16 protein-coding genes are annotated in these 19,770 nt (G+C 69.9%); 10 read left to right on the top strand and 6 right to left on the bottom strand.

Annotated elements, in window-relative coordinates; translation table 11 throughout:
- Positions 1–52: 52 nt before the first annotated feature.
- Positions 53–1,903, bottom strand: coding sequence for a dihydroxy-acid dehydratase (gene ilvD / locus RUR49_RS12725; protein ID WP_409146753.1), 1,851 nt, complete (start codon positions 1,901–1,903; stop codon positions 53–55).
- A gap of 119 nt (positions 1,904–2,022) precedes the next feature.
- Between ilvD and RUR49_RS12720 the strand changes: the two genes are divergently transcribed.
- From RUR49_RS12720 to rpsD, 5 genes are all read left to right on the top strand, one after another.
- Positions 2,023–2,973: an RNA methyltransferase gene (locus RUR49_RS12720; protein WP_409146752.1), complete on the top strand. Its 951-nt coding sequence runs from the start codon at positions 2,023–2,025 to the stop codon at positions 2,971–2,973.
- A 53-nt stretch (positions 2,974–3,026) separates the two neighbouring features.
- The gene (locus RUR49_RS12715) at positions 3,027–3,539 is read left to right on the top strand and encodes a hypothetical protein (protein WP_409146751.1); all 513 of its coding nucleotides are present in this window, start codon (positions 3,027–3,029) and stop codon (positions 3,537–3,539) included.
- 502 nt (positions 3,540–4,041) lie between these two features.
- Positions 4,042–4,536, top strand: coding sequence for a hypothetical protein (locus tag RUR49_RS12710; protein WP_409147160.1), 495 nt, complete (start codon positions 4,042–4,044; stop codon positions 4,534–4,536).
- 884 nt (positions 4,537–5,420) lie between these two features.
- Positions 5,421–6,299 (top strand): glutamate racemase, encoded by an 879-nt coding sequence (gene murI / locus RUR49_RS12705; protein ID WP_409146750.1) that lies wholly within the window; start codon positions 5,421–5,423, stop codon positions 6,297–6,299.
- Between the two features lie 234 nt (positions 6,300–6,533).
- Complete coding sequence (gene rpsD / locus RUR49_RS12700) at positions 6,534–7,151, top strand: 30S ribosomal protein S4 (RefSeq protein WP_409146749.1); 618 nt, start codon at positions 6,534–6,536, stop codon at positions 7,149–7,151.
- Positions 7,152–7,429: 278 nt separating this feature from the next.
- Here rpsD and RUR49_RS12695 read toward each other — a convergent pair whose 3' ends face one another.
- The 3 genes from RUR49_RS12695 to RUR49_RS12685 all read right to left on the bottom strand — a co-directional run bounded on the left by RUR49_RS12695 (position 7,430) and on the right by RUR49_RS12685 (position 8,280).
- Positions 7,430–7,705: a hypothetical protein gene (locus RUR49_RS12695; protein ID WP_409146748.1), complete on the bottom strand. Its 276-nt coding sequence runs from the start codon at positions 7,703–7,705 to the stop codon at positions 7,430–7,432.
- A gap of 13 nt (positions 7,706–7,718) precedes the next feature.
- Positions 7,719–7,856 (bottom strand): hypothetical protein, encoded by a 138-nt coding sequence (locus RUR49_RS12690; RefSeq protein WP_409146747.1) that lies wholly within the window; start codon positions 7,854–7,856, stop codon positions 7,719–7,721.
- A 211-nt stretch (positions 7,857–8,067) separates the two neighbouring features.
- Complete coding sequence (locus RUR49_RS12685; RefSeq protein WP_409146746.1) at positions 8,068–8,280, bottom strand: cold-shock protein; 213 nt, start codon at positions 8,278–8,280, stop codon at positions 8,068–8,070.
- 568 nt (positions 8,281–8,848) lie between these two features.
- On the opposite strand from RUR49_RS12685, the gene recA reads away from it, so the two are divergent.
- The 5 genes from recA to RUR49_RS12660 all read left to right on the top strand — a co-directional run bounded on the left by recA (position 8,849) and on the right by RUR49_RS12660 (position 18,118).
- Positions 8,849–9,934: a recombinase RecA gene (recA, locus tag RUR49_RS12680; protein WP_409146745.1), complete on the top strand. Its 1,086-nt coding sequence runs from the start codon at positions 8,849–8,851 to the stop codon at positions 9,932–9,934.
- 261 nt (positions 9,935–10,195) lie between these two features.
- A complete protein-coding gene (alaS, locus tag RUR49_RS12675) occupies positions 10,196–12,841 on the top strand; it encodes an alanine--tRNA ligase (RefSeq protein ID WP_409146744.1) in 2,646 nt (881 codons plus the stop codon).
- Between the two features lie 1,135 nt (positions 12,842–13,976).
- Entirely contained in the window at positions 13,977–15,179 is a 1,203-nt protein-coding gene (locus RUR49_RS12670) for a porin (RefSeq protein ID WP_409146743.1), read from the top strand.
- Positions 15,180–15,528: 349 nt separating this feature from the next.
- Complete coding sequence (gatB, locus tag RUR49_RS12665; RefSeq protein ID WP_409146742.1) at positions 15,529–17,001, top strand: Asp-tRNA(Asn)/Glu-tRNA(Gln) amidotransferase subunit GatB; 1,473 nt, start codon at positions 15,529–15,531, stop codon at positions 16,999–17,001.
- A gap of 409 nt (positions 17,002–17,410) precedes the next feature.
- Positions 17,411–18,118 (top strand): glutathione S-transferase N-terminal domain-containing protein, encoded by a 708-nt coding sequence (locus tag RUR49_RS12660; protein ID WP_409146741.1) that lies wholly within the window; start codon positions 17,411–17,413, stop codon positions 18,116–18,118.
- A gap of 28 nt (positions 18,119–18,146) precedes the next feature.
- On the opposite strand, the gene holA is transcribed toward RUR49_RS12660, so the two are convergent.
- Both holA and lptE read right to left on the bottom strand, forming a co-directional pair.
- A complete protein-coding gene (gene holA, locus RUR49_RS12655; protein ID WP_409146740.1) occupies positions 18,147–19,202 on the bottom strand; it encodes a DNA polymerase III subunit delta in 1,056 nt (351 codons plus the stop codon).
- A 13-nt stretch (positions 19,203–19,215) separates the two neighbouring features.
- A complete protein-coding gene (gene lptE, locus RUR49_RS12650; protein ID WP_409146739.1) occupies positions 19,216–19,749 on the bottom strand; it encodes an LPS assembly lipoprotein LptE in 534 nt (177 codons plus the stop codon).
- Positions 19,750–19,770: the final 21 nt, after the last annotated feature.

Raw genomic sequence — 19,770 nt, 5'->3', positions numbered from 1 at the left:
CGGCGCTTCACCCTCGCGCGCATTGCCGGCGGCCGAGGCCGCCGGCTGACCCTCAGCGGCGGGCGTCGACGTCGCGCACCGCGCCGCGGGCGGCGCTGGTGGCGAACGCCGCGTAGGCGCGCAGCGCCGTCGTCACCTTGCGGGGACGGGGGGCGGCGGGCTTCCAGGCGTCCTTGCCCTTCGCCTCCATCGCGGCGCGGCGGGCGGCGAAGACCTCGTCCGGCACATCGACCCGGATGATCCGGTTCGGGATGTCGATCTCGATGGTGTCGCCCTCCTCGACGAGGCCGATCAGCCCGCCTTCCTCGGCCTCCGGCGAGACGTGGCCGATGGAGAGGCCCGAGGTGCCGCCGGAGAAGCGGCCGTCGGTGACGAGGGCGCAGGCCTTCCCGAGGCCCTTCGACTTCAGGTAGCTCGTCGGATAGAGCATCTCCTGCATGCCCGGGCCGCCGCGCGGGCCCTCGTAGCGGATCAGCACGACGTCGCCGGCTTTGATCTGGTCGCCGAGGATGCCTTCGACCGCCGCGTCCTGGCTCTCGAAGATGCACGCCGGGCCGGTGAACTTCAGGATCGAGGCGTCGACGCCGGCCGTCTTCACGATGCAGCCGTCCTCGGCGAGGTTGCCGTAGAGGACTGCCAAGCCGCCGTCCTTGGAGAAGGCGTGCTCGGCGCTGCGGATGACGCCGGTCTCGCGATCGGTGTCGAGATCGCGGTAGCGGCGGTCCTGGCTGAACGCCACCTGGGTCGGGATGCCGCCCGGCGAGGCGCGGAAGAAGGTCTCGACCGTCTCGCTGCTGGTGCGCTTCAGGTCCCAGCGGGCGAGCGCGTCCGCCATCGTTTCGGCGTGCACGGTCGGCACGTCGGCGTTGATCAGGCCGGCGCGGTCGAGCTCTCCCAAGATGCCCATGATGCCGCCGGCACGGTGGACGTCCTCGATGTGGACGTCCGGCACCGACGGCGCGACCTTGCAGAGCACCGGCACCCGCCGCGACAGCCGGTCGATGTCGGCCATCGTGAACGGCACCTCGCCCTCGTGGGCGGCGGCGAGCAGATGCAGCACCGTGTTGGTGGAGCCGCCCATGGCGATGTCGAGGGTGATGGCGTTCTCGAAGGCGGGAAAGCTCGCGATCGAGCGCGGCAGCACGGAATAGTCGTCCTGCTCGTAGTGGCGGCGGGCGAGGTCGACGATCAGGTGGCCGGCCTCGACGAACAGGCGCTTGCGGTCGGCGTGGGTGGCGACCACCGTGCCGTTGCCGGGCAGCGCCAGGCCGAGCGCCTCGGTGAGGCAGTTCATCGAGTTCGCCGTGAACATGCCGGAGCACGAGCCGCAGGTCGGGCAGGCGGAGCGCTCGATCGCCTGCACTTCCTCGTCGGTGACGGTGGAATCGGCGGCGGCGACCATGGCGTCGACGAGGTCGAGGGCCTTCTCCTTGCCGCGGAAGACGATCTTGCCGGCCTCCATCGGGCCGCCGGAGACGAAGACGGCGGGGATGTTGAGGCGCAGCGCCGCCATCAGCATGCCGGGGGTGATCTTGTCGCAGTTGGAGATGCACACCATCGCGTCGGCGCAGTGGGCGTTCACCATGTACTCGACGCTGTCGGCGATGATCTCGCGCGACGGCAGCGAATAGAGCATGCCGTCGTGACCCATCGCGATGCCGTCGTCGACGGCGATGGTGTTGAATTCCTTGGCGACGCCGCCGGCCTTCTCGATCTCGCGGGCGACCAGCTGACCGAGGTCCTTCAGGTGGACGTGGCCCGGCACGAACTGGGTGAACGAGTTGACCACGGCGATGATCGGCTTGCCGAAGTCGCCGTCCTTCATGCCTGTGGCGCGCCACAGGCCGCGCGCGCCGGCCATGTTGCGTCCATGGGTGGTGGTGCGGGACCTGTAGGCGGGCATTTTTCGGTTTCCTCGGTGTCGTTCGGGTCGTTGCCCTTGCGTCGGGAGCCGACTTCTTAAAGGAAGACGGCTGAGAACGCACGGGGGCCGTTCCCGTGCCAGACATTTTCGCCGGAACCATGACGCGCTACAGACCGAATTCCGCACGGCCCGGCGGCTCGCCGCCCGAGACGCCCGATCGCGACGCGGCGCATGCGGCCGCGCTGGCGCTGCCGCCTGTCGTGGTGCTCGTCGAGACGCAGCTCGGCGAGAACATCGGCACGGCGATCCGGGCGATGGCGAACTTCGGGCTGAAGGACCTGCGCCTCGTCAGCCCGCGCGAGCCCTGGCCGAACGAGCGCGGGCTCGCCGCCGCCTCCGGGTCGGATGCGGTCATCGGCTCCATCACCGTCTACGACAGCCTCGGCGCGGCGATCGCCGACTGCGGCGCCGTCTACGCCACCACGGCGCGCCCGCGCGAGATGGTGAAGCCGGTGATCGGGCCCGACGAGGCGGCGTCGCGCACGGTGGCGTCGGCAGTGAACGGGGTCCGCACGGCGATCCTGTTCGGCCGCGAGCGCACCGGCCTCGTCAACGACGAGATCGCGCTTTCCGAGGCGATCCTGACGCTGCCGGTCGATCCCGCCTTCGCCTCGCTCAACCTCGCCCAGGCGGTGCTGATCGTCGGCTACGCTTGGCGGCGCACGGTGGTGGAGGGGGACCTGCCGTTCATCACCGAGGAGGCCTCGCCGCCCGCCTCCAAGGCGGAGATGATCGCGCTGTTCGAGCACGTCGAGCGGGCGCTCGATCCGACCGGCTATTTCCGCTCGCCCGACAAGCGCGCCTCGATGGTGCGCAACCTGCGCGGCATCCTGCAGAAGGTGCCGTTCACCGAGCAGGAGGTGCGGACGCTGCGCGGCGTGTTCGCCGCGCTGGAGGACCGGCCGATCCGCCCGAAGCCGGTGCGCGGCCCGGCGCAGACGCCGCCGAAGCCGCGCCCGCCCGGCGCCCCGAAGCCGCCGTCGGCGCCGGGCGATGTGGCCGCCGAGGCGACCCGCGGGCCGAGCCCGGAGGGGGAGCCGGAGTGGTGAGGAGCCGCGTTCTCGCGGGATCGGCGAGCGGTTCTCCGCGTGTGCCGAACGGGATGCACCTTCCCTCGATAGTGGTGCTCTCCGTCGCGGCGCTCGCCTTCCTCGTCGTGGCGCCCGCGAGGGCGGCAGAGGGTATTTCCGACGCCGCTCTCGCCGAGGCGGCTAGATCGGCCAGGCTCGCCGACTTCGACTGGAACGAGGAACAGTGCCGGCGAGAGCGGACGATGGAGGCGTGGCTCGCCGAGCTCGGCCGCGATCGGGTCGCCTCGGTCGACTGGTACGGCGGCGCCTGCCGGCTGGTGAACGACGTCAACCCGCTCGACGGCGGCTCCGACTGGTGCGGCGGCGCCGAGATCCGCCTGAAGACGCCGCTGTCGGCCGACGACGTGCCGATGATCGAGGTCTATTTCGAGCGCCCGGTAGATGGCCGCGTGGCGGCCCCTTACGCCTTCCGCGGTCTGCTCCTGACCCCGGACGGCGAGGACTACACCCGCTTCAGCGCCCACTTCGAGTACGGGTGGGAGAGCCGGTTTCCGGGGTCGGTCGAGGGGTGCGAGGCGGAATAGGGGAGGGCGGATGGGATGGAGGGCGCTGGTCTCCCTATGCTTCTCCTATGAGTAAGTCCCTTCCCACCTGTGTCTCTGCAGGCGACGCAGGCGCTGAGATTTCTGTGGGCGACCTCTCCCCCCTCGTGGGGGAGGTGGCCGGCGCAGCCGGCCGGAGGGGGCCGCCGCGCATGAGCGCGGCGGTACGGCGCTAGAGACTGTCGAACCGTCGCCCGCCGTCGGCTGCGCCGCCGGCGCCCTCCCCGGTCCGCCTGCGGCGGCCCGACCCTCCCACAGGGGGAGGGTGGTGCGCGATACCCTCGCTGGTGCTCGACGCTGGCGGTCGTCGAGGGGGAAGGCGATGCCTCGCTCTTCCTTCTCCCGGCCGAAGGTGGCGCGCAGCGCCGGATGAGGGCGCGCCGCGCGAGCGGCGCGGGGCGGATTCTGATTGTGCCCCTTGCCAGCACCACTTCGGATGGTAGCCTCGCCAGGCCACGCAGGCAGGCAGGGGGAGGCCAAAACCATGCGGGTCCGGACTATCGTCTTTGCTGGAGCAATGATCGCCGCCGGGGCTGCTCACGCCCAGTGGGACACGAAGATCGAAGACGACATATTCTCAGGCGGTAAGAAGGCGATGTTGCTGGGCATCATCAGCCCAAATTCCTTCGTCGTAGCGGATTGCGATTCGAGCGGGGAACTTTCGATCGCTTACTCAGAAAAAGGCGAATGGAATGCTGGAATGGCGCTCGGTGAGTTTCGTTTACTCATCAAGGTTGACAGCGGATCTGTGATGGAAGCCAAAGCCAAGGCAGAAGAGAGAAATTCGGATTACTTCCAGATTACATCTGACGATGCAGATGTGGTGCTTGAGATGATCAAGCAGATCGCACTGGCGAAGCGTTCGATCTTGGTCGGGATAGAAGAGCCGAGCTTCGACATGAAGCACTCGGCGACCATTGGCGCTTCTGGCTCGACCAAGGCAACCAAGCGCTTCCTGGACGCGTGCGGGCGCGGATAGTCGACACGGCTGGTCCGCTCCATCGTCCACCTACGGATCGATTTTGTTCATCGACTGATGAACCCGCCACGTCTTCGGGTGCGCAGGGGGGCGTCGCCGGCGTCGCTTCCGCTCCTGCGGAGCGGCCCTCATCCGCCCTTCGGGCACCTTCTCCCGCCTGACGGCGGGAGAAGAGACACGTGGCAGCGGCAGTGAGGCTTCCCTTCTCCCAGCCTGCTGGGAGAAGGTGCCCCGAAGGGGCGGATGAGGGCGGCGGGCGAAGCGCGCCGAAGCCCCGGGCGCAATCCCAAAAGCCGCAAACGGGAGCGTCGAAAGCTGCGAGTGCCGAAGCGGCAGGTGGGGCGGGCACGGAACACTCGTGCTGATGCACCCCTCCCCCCGCGTGGGGGAGGTGGCCGGCGCAGCCGGCCGGAGGGGACCGCCGCGCGCGAGCGCGGCCGTACGGCGCCGGAGACTGCCGAACCGTCGCCCGCCGACGGCTGACGCCGCCGGCGGCCCTCCCCGGACCGCTCCGCGGCCCGACCCTCCCGCAAGGGGAGGGTGGCGCGCGACAACCTTGCCGGTGCGCGCCGACAGGGATCTGAACGAGGGGAGGCGAGGCCGCACTCTTCCCACCTCCTCCCGGCCGAAGGCAGGGAGAGGGTAGCGCGCAGCGCCAGAAGAAGGAGCGCCGCGCGAGCGGCGCAGGCCGCGGGGTCATGCTTACGTTGGCACTCTGGAGCCCTCATCCGCCCTTCGGGCACCTTCTCCCGCCTGACGACGGGAGAAGGGGGTGCCGCAATCGACCTCCCGCCCGCCCGCCGCCCCAACTCCGCCCTTAACGCTTCCTTCACTGGCCCGGCGTTCCAATCCGAGATTGTTCTCTGGTCGGGTGTCGGCGTGTCATGGGCATCGATCTGTTCGCCGGGACGGCGTATGCGACGCGGGTGATGAGCGGGCGGCCGCCAAAGGTCCTGATCTTCGATTCCGGTGTCGGCGGATTGTCGGTGCTGCGCGAGGTCCGCCGCGCGCTGCCGGCGGCCGGCCTGGTCTACGTCGCCGACGATGCCGGCTTTCCCTATGGGGCGCTGACCGAAACGGCGCTGGTCGAGCGCGTCACCGGCCTGATGACGCGCCTCGTCGCCTTCCATTCCCCCGATGCCGTGGTGATCGCCTGCAACACCGCCTCGACGCTGGTGCTGCCGGGCCTGCGCGCGGCGCTGCCGGTTCCGGTGATCGGCACCGTGCCGGCGATCAAGCCGGCGGCGGAGCGCACCACCTCCGGCCTCGTCAGCGTGCTCGCGACGCCCGGCACCGTGGCGCGCGACTATACCCGCGCCCTCATCGAGGCGCACGCCCGCGGCGCCGAGGTGACGCTCGTCGGCTCGAGCCGGCTCGCCGGCCTCGCCGAGGCGCGGCTGCGCGGCCAGCCGATCGACAATTCGGCGGTGGAGCGCGAGATCGCGCCGTGCTTCGTGCGCCGCGACGGCCAGCGCACCGACGTCGTCGTGCTCGCCTGCACGCACTATCCCTTCCTCACCGACCTGTTCGAGCGGCTGGCGCCGTGGCGGGTGGCCTGGATAGACCCGGCCGCCGCGATCGCCCGGCGCGTCCACACCGTGCTCTATGGCGAGGAGGCCTTCGAGCGCTACGACGACGAGGGCGACGAGGCTCCCGTGGCACCGGCCCTGCCGGGGCGGGCGGAATTCACCTCCGGACGGCCTCCGGAGCCGGCGCTGGTGGCCGCACTCGCCCGCCACGGCTTGCTTTGCGCCGCCGATTGAGCTAGCACCCGGCGGTCGCGTGGCCGGTTCCGCCGTCCGCGCGCCCGCACCCGTGGAACGGTGGCCGCGCTGAGCCGCCTGTTCCTGTCGGTCCCGACCGAGACCCGTGCGCCCGAGCGGAGGTCATCCTCCGCCCGCCGCGCCGTGCCCGCAGGGACAGAGGAGGGCGCGTTTCCGACGCGCCGCGCGGCCTCCGGGCCGCCGGCGTCTCTTATGTTGCGAAGGAAACCGCGAATGTCGAAGCGCCATAGCGCCAAGCACAAGATCGATCGCCGCCTCGGCGAAAACATCTGGGGCCGTCCGAAGAGCCCCGTCAATCGCCGCGAGTACGGCCCCGGCCAGCACGGCCAGCGCCGCAAGGGCAAGCTCTCCGACTTCGGCGTGCAGCTGCGCGCCAAGCAGAAGCTGAAGGGCTACTACGGCAACATTTCCGAGAAGCAGTTCCGCCGCGTCTATGCGGAAGCCTCGCGCCAGAAGGGCGACACCTCCGAGCGGCTGATCGGCCTGCTGGAGAGCCGCCTCGACGCCCTCGTCTACCGGGCGAAGTTCGTGCCGACCGTGTTCGCGGCGCGCCAGTTCGTCAGCCACGGCCACGTCAAGGTCAACGGCAAGCGCGTCAACATCGGCAGCTATCGCTGTCGCCAGGGCGACGTCATCGAGGTGCAGGAGCGCTCGCGGCAGATGGTGCTGGTGCTCGAGGCCGTGCAGTCGCCCGAGCGCGACGTGCCGGACTACATCGACGCCGACCACCACAAGATGACGGCGAAGTTCGTGCGCGTGCCGACGCTCGCCGACGTGCCCTATCCGGTGCACATGGAGCCGAACCTGGTCGTCGAGTTCTACTCGCGCTGAGGCGACGGCTGCGGGGCTTCCCGGGCCGCCAGCGGCGGCTCCTCGTGGAGCGCCGGCGAAGTTTGCGAAGGCCGCCCCCTCTGGGCGGCCTTTTGCGTTTCGGGCGACGGCGTTCGGTTGCCGGATCTCGGGGCGGCGCACCCGGCGCGCCACCTTGCAGAGAACCGTTCAGCGGCCAGGGGCCGATGCGACGGCTGCCGCGCGGGGTTGCTGGCCGCGGGTCTCCGGAGGTGCCGATGTGTTGCCAGCACGGCGCCGCCTCAGGCTGTCGCGAGAGATCAGGCCGGCGCGCTGTCGCGCGCGAGGGCGGCCTCGAGGTCTTCCGGGCGGACGGTGACGAGTTGACCGGTCGTGGTCCGGTCCGAGCCACCGGCGGCCGTGATCGCCGGCAGGGCGAGCATCGTCGCCGTGCGTCGGTAAGCGAGGAAGGAGAGGCCAGGGACCTCCTCCTCGTCGACCACCAGCCGGTACGTGCCCGCCGGCTGCGGCGCCTCGAGCGGCGGCAGCCGGAAGGGCCGGGCGAACGTCACCGTGGTCTCGGTGGTGCGGCTCATCGGGCGGGGCCGCTCAGCCCTTCTTCTTGTTCCCGGTCGCCTGCGTTCCCTTCATCATGGCGAGCACGGGAGCGGGGGCGGTGGCCGCCGGCGGCTTGTCGGCCTTCGGCTTGCGGATCTCGCGGTTGCTGCGCTTCTGGCCTTTGGCCATGACGATGTCCTCCCTGGGCGGCCCCGGTGCGGGGCAGCCGGAAACGAAAAGCCCCGCGTCCTCGGAGAGGCGCGGGGCCAAAGGCGCGAGGCGCCCGGTCGAGCTCGAAGCTCCGATCGCTCCGGGGTGCTGGGGGCCGGTGACCCGGACCTCCCGACACCCGCGGGGCTTGCCGCCGGCCGCACGGACGAGCCGCGCCGCCGGCTGGCGATCAGCTCAGGAGCTTCAGATTGTCAGCCGACATCTTGCCGCTCTTGCGATCGGCGACCAGCTCGAAGCCGACCTTCTGCCCCTCGCGCAGGTCGCTCAGACCGGAGCGCTCGACCGCGCTGATGTGGACGAAGGCATCGCTGCCGCCGCCATCAGGAGCGATGAAACCGAAGCCCTTCTGGGCGTTGAACCACTTCACGGTTCCCGAAGCCATGGGAAACCCTTTCTCGAATACATTGGGGTCGCTTGCCGGCGTCGCCGCCGACCGTCGAATTCGCATTTTCAGGCACGAGTATCGAGCGCCGGCCCTCACGCTGAAGGCGGCGACCGACGAAATCCTACCGTTCATCGACGGAACGACTATGGACGACGGCGGAAAATTTACAAGCGAGAACGACTTCGCACGCTGACGAAAAATCCGGCCGCGAGGCCTCCTCGCGTCGAGAAATACGATTTCCGCTCTCCGTTTGTCGGTGGGGGCGAGGGTTCGACGATCCGGTGACGGTGCCGAATCTGGGGGCAGCCCTCGCGGCTCTCTGGGTCAGGGCGGTCGGAGCGCGCGTGGTCCGGCCTCGCTGGGACTTTCCGGATGCCCCCGGCGGCGCTCTCCAAGCCGGGACTTCGGGCGGCGGGCCTCCCGGCGAAATGTCGTCGCGCTCCGGCCAAATCGCCCCAGAACATATTGCGAACGAGAACAAACATGGTACATTGCCGGTCGAGCCGGCGCGGCGCCGGGCGGACGTTTGAACGCGGCGGTCGGCCGTGGAATAAGGAGCCCCTCCATGTCGCAAGCGAATCTGCGCCTGATCGAAGGAACGTCGATGGACAAGAGGAAGGCGCTGGACGCCGCGCTGAGCCAGATCGAGCGCTCGTTCGGCAAGGGCTCGATCATGCGCCTCGGCCAGGGCAAGGCCGTGGAGGTGGAATCGATCCCCACCGGTTCGCTCGGGCTCGACATCGCGCTCGGCATCGGCGGCCTGCCGAAGGGGCGCATCGTCGAGATCTACGGGCCGGAATCCTCCGGCAAGACGACGCTGGCGCTCCACGTCGTCGCCGAGGCCCAGAAGCTCGGCGGTGTCTGCGCCTTCGTCGACGCCGAGCACGCCCTCGACCCTCTCTATGCCCGCAAGCTCGGCGTCGACCTCGACGACCTGCTGATCTCGCAGCCCGACACCGGCGAGCAGGCCCTCGAGATCGCCGACACGCTGGTGCGCTCCGGGGCAGTCGACGTGCTGGTCATCGATTCGGTGGCGGCACTGACGCCGCGGGCCGAGCTCGAGGGCGAGATGGGCGAGCAGCTGCCCGGCCTGCAGGCGCGGCTGATGAGCCAGGCGTTGCGCAAGCTCACCGGCTCGATCTCGAAGTCGCACGCCATGGTGATCTTCATCAACCAGATCCGCATGAAGATCGGCGTGATGTTCGGCAGCCCCGAGACCACCACCGGCGGCAACGCCCTGAAGTTCTACGCCTCGGTGCGCCTCGACATCCGCCGCATCGGCGCGATCAAGGACCGCGACGAGGTCGTCGGCAACCAGACCCGCGTCAAGGTGGTGAAGAACAAGGTGGCCCCGCCGTTCCGCGAGGTCGAATTCGACATCATGTACGGCGAGGGCGTCTCCAAGGTCGGCGAGCTCGTCGATCTCGGCGTCAAGGCCGGCATCGTCGAGAAGTCCGGTGCGTGGTTCTCCTACGACAGCCAGCGCCTCGGCCAGGGGCGCGAGAACGCCAAGCAGTTCCTGCGCGACCACCCCGACGTCGCCAAGACGATCGAGGCGGCGATCCGCCAGAACGCCGGGCTGATCGCCGACCGCATCGTCGGCAAGGGCGCGCCGGAGCCCGAGGACGACGGTCCGCCGGCGGATCTCTGAGGCCGGGGCGACGCGTCCGCGCGTCGCCGCCCGCCAACCCAGGTCCGCTCTTCCGGCCGCTCCGACCGCAGTCGACGCCTGGGCATTCTCCTTGCCGTTGCCGCGGGCGTGACAGCCGGCGGCGGCGACGCTAAAACCCGCCGTCCGCCGGTCAGCCGGCGGTTCTGCATCGGCCTCGTCGCGTGCACGGGCCGATGACGGACAGGGGGCGGCCGCGGCCGCCGGACGGAGCCGGCGCGCGTCGCCGCGAGAGGGTTGCCGATGAGCGGCGTGAACGAGATCCGCAGTGCGTTCCTGGACTACTTCGCTCGCGAGGGCCACGAGGTGGTGCCGTCGAGCTCGCTGGTGCCGCGCAACGACCCGACGCTGATGTTCACCAACGCCGGGATGGTGCAGTTCAAGAACGTCTTCACGGGCCTCGAGACGCGCCCGCTGCCGCGTGCCGTCACGGCCCAGAAGTGCGTCCGCGCCGGCGGCAAGCACAACGACCTCGACAATGTCGGCTACACCGCCCGACACCACACCTTCTTCGAGATGCTGGGCAACTTCTCGTTCGGCGACTACTTCAAGGAGCGCGCCATCGAGCTCGCCTGGCGGCTGGTGACGAAGGAGTTCGGCCTCGACCCCGGCCGCCTCGTCGTCACCGTCTACGCCGAGGACGAGGACGCTGGCCAGCTGTGGCGCAAGATCGCCGGCATCGACGAGCGGCGCATCATCAAGATCGCCACCAGCGACAATTTCTGGGCGATGGGCGACACCGGCCCGTGCGGCCCGTGCTCCGAGATCTTCTACGACCACGGGCCGTCGATCCCGGGTGGACCGCCCGGCTCCCCCGACCAGGACGGCGACCGTTTCATCGAGATCTGGAATCTCGTCTTCATGCAGTATGAGCAGGTGCCCGGTGCCCGGGTACCGCTGCCGCGCCCCTCGATCGATACCGGCATGGGGCTCGAGCGCGTCGCCGCCGTCCTGCAGGGCGTGCACGACAACTACGACATCGACCTGTTCCGGGCGCTGATCCGCGCGTGCGAAGACATCACCAATGTCCCCGCCGACGGACCGCACCGGGCGAGCCACCGGGTGATCGCCGACCACCTGCGCGCGGCGAGCTTCCTGATCGCCGACGGCGTGATGCCGTCGAACGAGGGCCGCGGTTACGTCCTGCGCCGCATCATGCGCCGCGGCATGCGCCACGCGCAGCTGATCGGCGCCCGCGAGCCGCTGATGTGGCGGCTCGTGCCGGCGCTGACCCGCGAGATGGGCCGCGCCTACCCCGAGCTTTTGCGCGCCGAGGCGTTGATCGCCGAGACGCTGAAGCTCGAGGAGACGCGCTTCCGCCGCACCCTCGACCGCGGCCTGACGCTGCTCGACGAGGCGACCGCGCGCCTCGTGCCCGGCGCTGCCCTCGACGGCGAGACCGCCTTCCGCCTTTACGACACCTACGGGTTCCCGCTCGATCTCACCGAGGACGCCCTGCGCGGCCGCGGCCTCACCGTCGACACGGCCGGCTTCCAGGTGGCGATGGAGCGGCAGCGCGCCGAGGCGCGCGCCGCCTGGGCGGGCTCGGGCGAGGCGGCCACCGAGACGGTCTGGTACGGTGTCAAGGACCGGGTCGGTCCGACCGAATTCCTCGGCTACGCCGCCGACCGCGCCGAAGCGGTGGTGACGGCGATCGTCCGCGAGGGCGCCACGGTGGCGCGCCTCGAGGCCGGCGAGACCGGCCTCGTGGTGTTCAACCAGACTCCGTTCTACGGCGAATCCGGTGGCCAGGTCGGCGACACCGGCACGGCCCGCGCTCCCGGCGTCTCGGCTCACGTCACCGACACACAGAAGAAGGCGGACGGCCTGTTCGTCCACACGCTCACGGTCGACACGGGAACGCTGTCGGTCGGCGACGCCGTCGAACTCGCCATCGACCTCGGTCGCCGGCGCGCCATCCGGGCGAACCACTCGGCGACGCACCTGCTGCATGCGGCGCTCCGCACCGTGCTCGGCCGCCACGTGGCGCAGAAGGGTTCGCTCGTCGCGCCGGACCGCCTTCGCTTCGACTTCTCGCACCCCCTGCCGGTCGATGCGGCCGAACTCGTGCGCATCGAGGACCTGACCAACGCCGCCGTGCTGCAGAACGCCGCCGTCACCACCCGCCTGATGGCGGTCGACGAGGCGATCGCCTCTGGCGCCATGGCGCTGTTCGGCGAGAAGTACGGCGACGAGGTGCGCGTCGTCTCGATGGCGCATGACGAAACCGGCGCGTCCTATTCCACCGAGCTCTGCGGCGGTACGCACGTCGAACGCACCGGCGACATCGGTCTCGTCACGGTGGTCGCGGAGGCCGGCGTCGCCGCCGGCGTGCGCCGTGTCGAGGCGCTGTCGGGCGCGGCGGCGCGCCATTATCTCGCCGAGCAAGATCGCCGTGTCCGTGGCCTGGCGCATATCCTCAAGGCGACGCCGGACGAGGTGCTGGCGCGCGCCGAGACCCTCGTCGAAGAGCGGCGGCGCCTCGAGCGCGAACTCGTCGACGCGCGCCGCAAGCTCGCCCTCGGGGGAAGCGAGGGCGGTGCATCGGCCGCCAAGGACGTCGCCGGCACGCGCTTTCTCGGCCGGGTCGTCACCGGCATCGCCCCGAAGGACCTGAAGGCGGTGGCCGACGACGCCAAGAAGGCGGTCGGTTCGGGCGTCGTCTCGGTGGTAGGCGTCGCCGAGGACGGCAAGGCCGCGGTTGTGGTGGGCGTCACCGACGACCTCCTCGGCCGGTTCGACGCCGTGGCGCTGGTCCGTCGGGCCTCCGAGGCGCTCGGTGGCAAGGGCGGCGGTGGCCGGCCCGACCTCGCCCAGGCGGGCGGCCCCGACGGCGCCCGGGCCGAAGCGGCGAACGCCGCCGTCGAGGCGGCGCTCGCCGACGCCTGAGGGCAGGCGACCCGCGCTCGCCGCGGTGACAGCCGAGTCCCTGGTGCGGTTCGCCGCCCGGGGGGCGGGTCAGACTGGTCGCATGATCGGCCGCGCGCAGCGACGGGAATCGCGCTGAAGCAGGGTCGCGGCATCGGCGAGCAGTAGCCCCGCGGATGAACGGCTTCAGGACATCCGCCAGCAGCCTCTCGAAGGAGCGTCGATCGCCATCTTCCGATCCCGCAAATTCGACAGGTACCGGCTGGACGCGGCGGTTCCGGGTGGCGGTCTCGCTCCCCGAGGCGAGTAGGTCTGTCGGACTTGGAGAGTGAGGGGCCTCGTCTGCGGCGGAAAGGGGGTGTCGCCGAACCCGCGCAATGCTCCCACACAGTGGCATCAGATCGCGAAGGCAGGATCGAAGAGCGAAGCGGCGGGGAAGCCGACCGCAAGGATGTCGCCGCGGAATCCGTTAGCCAGGCCCGCCAGCCCTCGCGGCTGTCACCCCGACGCTTGCAAGGTCAGAGTGGCGGGGACAGGCGGGCGGCAATGACGACCGGCAATCGACGGGCGGGACGCCACCCGTTCCCCGTTGGTGGTCAAGACCGAGCGGCGGGGGCGATGAGACGCCCATCCCCGAATCCCGTCGGCAAGCCCTCCCGCGTGTCTGTGCGCGCGGCGTATCCGGTCGGCCAGCGGCTTGGGGCGGCACGGCGGCCGCCACGAATCGGGCCGGACGGTGCCGCAGGCACGGGGAAAACGCGGCGCGAAAGCGGCAGGCGATTCCTCGCCGGCACTGAATCGCCACCGCACGAGGGCCTCAAAACGGTGACGGAAGTTAAGGAAAGGTGAAGAAATCCGGGCTCTCGCGGGTGTTTGGGGGCGGGCAGGGGGCACTTCTGTGGCGCTGCCGCAACACTGCCCCCAGAACACCCCCCGCGACGGCCACATTCCGCTCTTTGCGATTGAAGCGGAAGCGGCCGTGGGTATGTTCGGACCGACCGGAGCGGACCGGTCAACGCGTATCCCTCAACGGTTCGCCGCCACGGATACAAACAGACCAACCGCTTCGCGCAACGGTCACAGCCCACGCAATCGCCTCTCCGGTCTCCGGAACCGAAAGCGGAAGCTGCCAAGACGAGATGATGGAGATCTAAAGATGAACATGAAAGGCGTCGTCCTGGGCGTGGCCGGTGCGCTGGCCGTGACCGGTGTGCAGGCAGCCGACCTCGCGGTCGCTCCGGAGCCGGTCGATTACGTTCGCGTCTGCGACGCGTTCGGCACGGGCTTCCTCTATGTCCCCGGCACCGAGACCTGCTTCCAGATCCGCGGCCGTATCCGCGCCGACTATCGCTTCGCGATCACCGGCCAGGGTAACTTCGGTGGCGTGAACTACCAGAAGCGCAATCAGAACGCGTACAACTTCCGCGCTCGTGCGTACTTCTACTCGGACTCGCGCACCAACACCGAGTACGGCCTGCTGCGCACGTTCGCCCAGCTCGAGATCCAGACCCAGACCGCCAATGGCGGTGACTCGCGGGTCAACCTCGACCAGGCGTTCATCCAGTTCGGTGGCCTGACCTTCGGTAAGGCGTACTCGTTCTTCGACTTCTACCAGACGCCGGGCTTCTTCGCTCCGTTCGAGCCGGCCCACTCCGACCAGAACACGCTGATGGCGGCCTACACGTTCGCCTTCGGCAACGGCTTCTCGGCCTCGGTCTCGATCGAAGACAATACCTACCGTCAGAACCAGATCCTGCGCGGTGGCTACGTCAACTACGGCGGCGTGCGCTGGCCCGACCTGGTCGGTAACCTCCGCGTCGATCAGGGCTGGGGTTCGGCCCAGTTGATGGGCGCCCTGCACGAAGTGCGGTCGCCGTTCAACGGCGTCAGCAACGAGCTCGGCTGGGCGATCGCCGCTGGCGTCGTCGTCAACCTGCCGATGCTCGCCGAGGGTGACAACTTCGGTCTGCAGGCCGGCTACTCGAGCGGCGCGATCTCCTACGTCGCTCCGAACGCCTGGGGCCCGGCTGCTCGCGTTGCCGACGCTCGCATCATCCGTGGTGACCTGAAGCTCGCCAGCTCCTGGTCGATCGCTGCCGGCTTCCAGCACTTCTGGGCGCCGAATGTGTCCTCCGGCTTCGGCGTGTCCTACCTGGACGTCGATCAGGCGGCCAAGCGCTTCGACTACTCGAACTGGGACATCCAGGGTAACATCGTGTTCACCCCGGTGGCCGGCCTCGAGACGGGCTTCGAGCTGCAGTACAAGCAGACCGACCTGAAGGGCCGCAACAATGCGGGTAATGCTCGCCAGGACAAGGACATGCTGGTCGGCACGTTCCGGGTTCAGCGCTCCTTCTGATCCGACACTGCTGATCTGACGCAAGTCTGATCCTCGATCGAGCCCGGCGGGTCCTCCCGCCGGGCTCTTTCATTTCGGTGCATGCGGCTTTCGGGTCGTCCGCTTCAGGCCGTCGTGGCACTGCCGCGGCGGTCTTCTCGTGTCAGCGATCCGTTTGCCGCTAGCGGTGGTGGGGAAGCTTCGGATGCGCCGACCCGCTGGCCGGACCGACGTTCGGTCCCCGGTCGATCAGGCAGCGCCGCGCGTCCGGCTCACGGTACGCGGGCGGCTTGACCGGGACGCCGAAAGATCGTCAATCGGTGTGAGGGCGGCGCGTGCGGCCGCCGGTAACGGACGACGGAGCGGTGCGGTGCGTGAGACGCGAGCGGAGAACCTGATCCCGGGTGCGACGGGGGACTGGGAGGTCGTCATCGGCATGGAGGTGCATGCCCAGGTGACGTCCGAATCGAAGCTGTTCTCCGGCGCCTCGACCGCCTTCGGCGGCGCCCCGAACGCCCACGTCTCGCTCGTCGACGCGGCGATGCCGGGCATGCTGCCGGTGATCAACGAGGCCTGCGTCCGCCAGGCTGTGCGCACGGGCCTCGGCCTCAAGGCGGCGATCAACCTGCGCTCGGTGTTCGACCGGAAGAACTACTTCTACCCCGACCTGCCGCAGGGCTATCAGATCTCGCAGTACAAGCACCCGATCGTCGGCGAGGGCGAGATCCTCGTCGACCTGCCGAAGGGTGAGCAGGTCCGCGTCGGCGTCGAGCGCATCCATCTCGAGCAGGACGCCGGCAAGTCGCTGCACGACCAGCACCCGACGATGAGCCACGTCGACCTCAACCGCTCGGGCGTGGCGCTGATGGAGATCGTCTCCAAGCCGGACCTGCGCTCGTCGGAGGAGGCGCGCGCCTATCTCACCAAGCTGCGGGCGATCCTGCGCTATCTCGGCACGTCGGACGCCGACATGGAGAAGGGCAACCTGCGCGCCGACGTCAACGTCTCGGTGCGCCGGCCGGGTGATCCGCTCGGCACGCGCTGCGAGATCAAGAACGTCAACTCCATCCGGTTCGCCGGCCAGGCGATCGAGTACGAGGCGCGCCGCCAGATCGGCATTCTCGAGGATGGCGGCACGATCAGCCAGGAGACGCGCCTGTTCGACGCGCGCGCCGGCGAGACGCGCTCGATGCGCTCGAAGGAGGAGGCGCACGACTATCGCTACTTCCCCGACCCGGACCTGCTGCCGCTCGAGCTCGACCCCGCCGACATCGAGGCGATCCGCGCCAGCCTGCCGGAGCTTCCGGACGAGAAGCGCGCCCGCTTCGTTTCCGATTATGGAATCTCGTTCTACGACGCCGGCGTGCTGGTGGCGGAACGTGCCTCCGCCGACTTCTTCGAGACGGTCGCTCGCGGCCGCGACGCCAAGCAGGCGCTAAACTTCATCGTCAACGAGCTGTTCGGACGCCTGAACAAGGAAGGACTGTCGATCGAGGAGAGCCCGATCTCGGCCGAGCGCCTCGGCGGACTCGTCGATCTCGTCGCCGATGGGACGATCTCCGGCAAGATCGCCAAGGACCTATTCGATGTGATGTGGACCGAGGCCGGCGATCCGCGCGACCTCGTGGAGGCCCGCGGCCTCAGGCAGGTGACGGATACCGGCGCGATCGAGGCGGCTGTCGATGCCGTCATCGCAGCCAATCCCGACAAGGTCGAGCAGGCGCGTGCGAAGCCCAGCATGGCGGGCTGGTTCGTCGGTCAGGTGATGAAGTCGACCGGCGGCAAGGCCAACCCGCAGGCCGTCAATGTGCTGGTGAAGGCCAAACTCGGCATCGAGGAATAGCGGGTTGCGCGCGTCGGCTCAGCGCCGCTGCTTCCGTCCAGCGGACCGATTGGCCTTCCGGGCGACCTGACGGGCGGTTGGAGCGCGGTCTGCGCCTTTGGTACCTTCCCCGCGGCGCGGCGGGTTCGGCATCGGCCGGTACGAGGCGAGTGCCGCGATCAGGGCGGCGGCGGAGCCGGACAGGCGAGGCACGGCAAGCATCTCGGTCTCCTCTCGAGCGTCGGACGACGTTCCCGTCGTCCCTGTTTGAACCCACGCGCGGCGGCGTCTGCCGTCGAGGTCGGATGGCTAACGCCGAGGCATCCTCGAAGTTTCGCTCCTGCCGCAGTCGCGCTCGCCGTCATCGGCTTGGAGCGAGCGCCGGCACACCTTAGATGTGGGTTGCCTTTCCCGCTGGAGACCACCCCCCATGAGTGTCACGCAGTCGCAGCCGATCGAGCTGCATTACTGGCCGACCCCGAACGGCTTCAAGATCAGCATCATGCTCGAGGAACTGGGGGTCCCCTACGACCTCAAGCTCGTCGACATCGGCAAGGGCGACCAGTTCAAGCCGGAGTTCCTGAAGATCGCGCCGAACAACCGGATGCCGGCGATCGTCGATCCCGAGGGGCCGGGCGGCGCGCCGATCTCGATCTTCGAGTCGGGCGCGATCCTGCAGTATCTCGGCCGCAAGTTCGGCCGCTTCTATCCGACCGACGAGCGCAAGCGGGTGGCGGTCGAGGAGTGGCTCATGTGGCAGATGGGCGGCTTCGGGCCGATGCTCGGCCAGAACCACCACTTCGCCGTCTACGCGCCGGAGAAGATCCCCTACGCCATCAAGCGCTACCGCGACGAGACGCACCGCCTCTACGGCGTGCTGAACCGGCGTCTCGAGGGCCGCGAGTTCGTGGCGGACGAGTACTCGATCGCCGACATGGCGATCATCGGCTGGTCGCGCGGCCACGAGCGCCAGGGCATGGACATCGCCGAGTTCCCGAACGTGAAGCGCTGGATCGACACCATGGTGGCGCGCCCGGCCGTGCAGCGTGGGCTCGACGTCGGCAAGGACGCGCGCAAGAGCGACCTCGCCACCGACAAGGACGCGCAGAAGGTCCTGTTCGGCCAGCGCGCCAGCTGACGCGCGATATCGCGACGGATCGCCGGGCCTAGCGCCCGGCGGCTCGCCTGCGGGCCCGCCGGGCCCGGGCGGCGCTTGCGAGCGTCATCAGGAGATTTCCGGTGATCGCGTCCGACAGCGCCGCGGTGCGGCGGGTGGCGACGATCGCCTCCTCGATGCGTGAGGCCGCGGTGTCGAGGTCGGCGAGCGACCACAGACCGAGGGCGTCGGCCACCACCTGCTTGCGGCGGAAGAACACCGGCGGGATCATCCGCTCGACGGCGGCCGCAGGGGCGGCGCCCTCCTCGACGAGGAGGCGGCCGCGCGACAGCGCGTGGACCTGACGCAGCGCTGCGGAGAGAATCGACGGCGCCGTGGTGCCGGCCCGCAGCAGGCGCGACAATGTGCGGTCGAGGTCGGCGACGGCGCCGGTGAGGGCGGCGTCGATGGTGGTGTCGAGGGTCTCGGCCGCGCTGTCCCCGATCAGGGCCTCGACATCGGCGAGACGGACGCGGCCGGTGCCGTGGGCGTAGAGCGCCAGCTTCTCGATCTCGGCGCGGGTCTGCCGCCGGTCGGCGCCGAGCAGGTCCTTCAACGCCGCACGGGCGTCCGCCTCGACCTCGAGGCCGTCGCGGCGGGCGATCTCCTCGATGATGCGCTCGATGTCGGCCGCCTCGTCGGCGTAGCAGGCGAGTGCCGCGGCACTGGCGTGGTCCTCGACCCGCTTGCGCAGGCCCGTGCCCTTCTTGAGGTCGCCGGCCTCCACCACCACCAGCGCGTCCTGCGGCGGCGCATCGAGCAGCGGCGCCAGTGCCGGCTCGATGGCGCGGGTGCCGGCGTCGCGCACCCAGATGATGCGGCGGCCGCCGAACAGCGCGATCGTGCGCGCCTCGTCGGAAAGGCGACCGGGGTCGGCGGCGACCTCGGCGCCGTCAAGACGGACGAGCGAGAACGGGTCGGAGGACCCGCGGTTGGCGGCGTCGACGAGGGCCTTGGCGCGCTCGGCAACGAGGCCCTGCTCGGGGCCGAAGACCAGCACAACGGCCGGCGCCCGCGCGGGGTCCGCGACCAGGCGGTCGAAGTCGCGGGGCTTCAGCGCGACCATCGGCGCGCGCTCGTCAGCGATGCGTCGCGAAGTAGGCCGCGAGGCGGATGCGCAGGTCGCTCGCGATCGTCTTGGCGGCGCGCGATTCGGCGTCCTCGAGCGCGCGCACGTTGGCGAAGCGCTGGCTGGAGAAGTCGTAGGAGGCGTCGGCGGCGGAGTTGCCGGTGAGCAGCGTCCGGCCGGTGGTGGCGTCCGAGAGCACGAAGGAGGCCGACAGCGAGACGATGTAGGAGGCCGGCACCTCGGACAGGCGCTCGACGGCGACGGACGCCTCGGTGCGGGTGAGGAAGATGCGCAGCGAGTACTGGGCGTCGGGCGCCTCCTCGCCGCCCGTGAAGGCGAAGATCAGCTCGTTGCGCAGCACCTGCTCGACGCGGTTGCGGGCGGGCTGGATGGCGATCTTGGCGAGCTCGGTCGCGACCGGCGTGCCGGAGCCCGGCGCATCCGCATAGAGGGGGCGGACGACGCAACCGCCGAGCGCCAGCGCGACGACGAGGAGCGGGGCGACGAGGGCGGCGGCGGTGTGGTGGGGGCTCCGCCGTGGCATTGCGCGGCCGTGGTCGCTGCG

Source organism: Pseudoxanthobacter sp. M-2, assembly GCF_046156265.1.
In the GTDB taxonomy this organism is placed as follows: Bacteria; Pseudomonadota; Alphaproteobacteria; order Rhizobiales; family Segnochrobactraceae; genus CAMDHY01.
The sequence above is the reverse complement of the archived record's forward strand: the minus strand, read 5'-3'. Positions and strand labels throughout refer to the sequence as shown.